Here is a 2,801-nt window from a genome sequence, read left to right on the forward strand (position 1 = left end):
CGACTGGTTGCCCGCGTAGCCGAGCTCGCCGATGCGCGCGGGGTCGAGCAGGGTGTGGAACCAGTACTGCTTGGTGTCCTCGAACGCGACGACCGCGCCGACGAGTCCGAACCCGACGAACGACGCGACGGCGGTGAGGACCGGCTTCCACTTGCCGCGCGCCAGGAAGAACAGCACGAACACGGCGGGCGTCAGCTTGATCGCGGCGGCGAAGCCGATCAGCAGGCCCCTGGGCCAGCGGGTGCGCGGCAGCAGGCAGTCCAGCGCGACCAGGCCCATGATGACCAGGTTGATCTGGCCGAAGTCGAAGGTGGCCCACACCGGTTCCAGCACCAGCGCGCCGGTGGACACGACGACACCGACGAGCAGCGCGCGGCGCGCGTCCCCGTACACGTGCCAGGCGGACAGGACGCACGCCACCAGCAGCAGCACCAGGCCGAGCGCCGTCCACACCAGAACCGCGGCGGGGAACGGGACCAGCGCGAAGAGGCTGAAGATCGCGGCGGCCAGCGGCGGGTAGGTGAAGGGGAACGGCGGACCGTCCAGGGGCTTGGGGAAGTCGTCGGCGTACAGCCGGAGGTCGCGCAGCCAGGCCTCTCCTCCCGTGCGGTAGACCCGCAGGTCGAGCAGGCCCTCGCTGGAGCGCTGGTGGACGACGACGAGCAGCGCGATGGCCGCCACCGCCCACACGCCCAGCAGCCGCTTGTCCGGTCGTTCCACCACTGCCACGGCACTCCCTCGACTGGTTTCCGCGAAGCATCGTAGTCAACGGGCGGATGAGGGACAGGTCACGACAGCAGGTAGCCCACCGCTACTGGATGTGCACCAAAAGTTGCTGTGCGTGCACGGTGAGTAGACGGGGGCGACCGTTCGAGCGACAGCAGCGCACAGAAGCGCACGCGCGGGATACTCTGTGCTCATGAGTCCAGCGCTGGAGACGGTCTTGGCGAAAGCCGGCCTTCACGTCACCCCCGACGCCTTCCTCGACCTCGTGGCGGACGCCGCGAAGCGGTTGGCGCCGCCCCACCCGGAGCCCGCGAGCTACCTGACTCCGGACGTGCGGGACGCGCTGGTGGACGTCGGCCTGGACCTGAGCCCGCACTCGCCGGACGACGACAAGCCGAGGGCGCGCAGCATCGTGGCGCACGCGGTGCTGCGCGACTCGGCGATCACCGTGGCCGACGCGGCGACCCAGCTGGGCGTGGACACCAGCCGCATCCGGCACCGGCTGGGGCTGGGCAGGCTGGTCGGCTGGAAGGACCGGGGCAGCTGGCGGCTGCCCGCCTGGCAGTTCGCGGGCAACGGGGTGCTCCCAGGGTTGGAGGCGGTGCTCGCGTCGGTGCCGGAGGACCAGCCCGCGCTGGTGATCGCCGGGTTCATGACCACCGAGCAGGAGGACCTCCCGGTCGAGGGCAGGCCGGCCTCCCCGCGCGACTGGCTGCTGGCGGGCGGGGACCCGTTCAAGGTGACCTCCCTGGCCGCCCAGCTCGGAACCCCTGTCTGAGCTGGGCGGATTCGGCCGGAGCGGTCGGCCCCGGCCGTGCGGGGCGGCGCGGAACAGCGCGAGGCAACGCGAGGCAGCGCGAGGCAGCGTTGAGCGGACCTGGCCCCACCGACCGACCCCGGCAGCGCTTAGGCGGACCCGGCCGCGCTGCCCGAACCCGGCCGCAAGGCGCGGGTGGGAAGCACGGCGGGTGATCACCGACACGCCGGTGTTCCGAACACTCGGCAGCCCGAACCCCGGAACCCCAGTCATGCGGGCACTCGCTCGCCCACTTGCCGATCACCTGGCAGCCTGGCGGGCGGAAGTGCCGACCAGCTGAACCCTCGACCGACCGCTCGCCCCACTACCGACCGCCCAGTTCACCACTGACCGCCCAGTTCACCACTGACCGCTCAACTCGCCACCCACTGCTCAACTCATCACCCACTGCTCAACTCATCACCAACCGCTCAGGGCACCACCGATGCCTGCGCCGACCACCCACTCCCCTCGACCCCGGCTAACCCACTCCGCCCAACCCCGACCGGCCAGGCACCCGTGAACCGGGTCGTTCGAGCAGCCAGGTTCCCGAGGACCAGGACCCCCGAGGACCGGGACGCCCGAGCGGCGGCCGGATCGCGCAGCCGGTTGAGCGGCCGACCGCCGAAACGCCCTGTCGGCCGAACAGCCAGCCGCACGATCACCCTGTTGCCCGAACACCCGACCGACCGATCACGCGGACGACCGATCGCCCGATGGCGCACCCCCTGGGAACCTGGTCCCGAGGAGCCGGCCACCGGTGGTCGGCGCGGTCAGCGGGGGTGCGCAGGCGGTTCGGCGGCGGGGGTTCGGCGGGGTTCGCCCGGCGGGCCGAGCGGCGTTGGGCCGATCACCCGGACACCCGATCGCCCGGCCGACCGACGACCTGGCAGCCTGGTCGCCCTGGAACCCGACCACGACCACCCACCCCCGACCGGCACGGTCCCCCGTCCCCCGAACACCTGGACCCGAATGTCTCGGCTTCCCCAGCCGCCCGCTCCCGCCGTGCTGCAGGCCAACCTGCGGCGCACCGAGGACGTCGTGGCGGTGCACCAGGCCACCCGGCTGGTGCGGATCTTCACCGCGAAGGGCTTGCACCCCCAGCGGTGGAACAGCTTCCGCTACACCGGACCGCTGCCGCACGCCCGCTTCGACACCCAGCCGCCGGGACCCGGCGGTGAGCTGACGCACGACCAGGACCAGGGCGTGCTGTACTTCGGGCTCACCGTCCGGACCTGCGTCGCCGAGGTGTTCCAGGCGACGTCGGTGGTGGACCGGC

The 2,801-nt window shown here is 72.1% G+C and carries 3 protein-coding genes; 2 read left to right on the forward strand and 1 reads right to left on the reverse strand.

Going from position 1 to position 2,801, the window contains the following annotated elements:
- Positions 1 to 720: glycosyltransferase 87 family protein (locus ACTUAL_RS09695; RefSeq protein ID WP_440900026.1), on the reverse strand; the 720-nt coding region annotated here is incomplete at its 3' end.
- A 199-nt stretch (positions 721 to 919) separates the two neighbouring features.
- Between ACTUAL_RS09695 and ACTUAL_RS09700 the strand changes: the two genes are divergently transcribed.
- Both ACTUAL_RS09700 and ACTUAL_RS09705 read left to right on the forward strand, forming a co-directional pair.
- Positions 920 to 1,504, forward strand: coding sequence for a hypothetical protein (locus tag ACTUAL_RS09700; RefSeq protein WP_015804210.1), 585 nt, complete (start codon positions 920 to 922; stop codon positions 1,502 to 1,504).
- A gap of 990 nt (positions 1,505 to 2,494) precedes the next feature.
- Positions 2,495 to 2,801: RES domain-containing protein (locus tag ACTUAL_RS09705; RefSeq protein WP_440900027.1), on the forward strand; the 307-nt coding region annotated here is incomplete at its 3' end.

Source organism: Actinosynnema sp. (assembly GCF_052038725.1).